Annotated in this window: 1 protein-coding gene; it reads left to right on the top strand. The window is 63.7% G+C overall.

Annotation, left to right across the window (positions count from 1 at the left end; translation table 11 throughout):
* Positions 1 to 223, top strand: a 223-nt coding sequence (locus tag ACXAH0_RS25350) for a Mu transposase domain-containing protein (protein ID WP_475196118.1), incomplete at both ends; no start/stop codon positions are given.

Here is a 223-nt window from a genome sequence, read left to right as displayed (position 1 = left end):
AAGACTTGCCTCGTACGGTTCGACAAGAACCGGTACTCGGTCGATGCCCGCGCGGTCGGTCGTCCCGTTGAGATCCGCGCCTACGCCGATCGCCTGGAATGCTGGCAGGACAGACAGGTCGTGGGACAGCATGATCGCGTCTTCGGCCGCGGCAAGACGATCTATGATCCGCTTCACTACATCCCGGCTCTGGCCCGCAAACCCGGCGCATTGCGCAACGGGG

This window comes from Roseibium sp. AWQ4_290 (assembly GCF_056160985.1).
The sequence above is the reverse complement of the archived record's forward strand: the minus strand, read 5'-3'. Positions and strand labels throughout refer to the sequence as shown.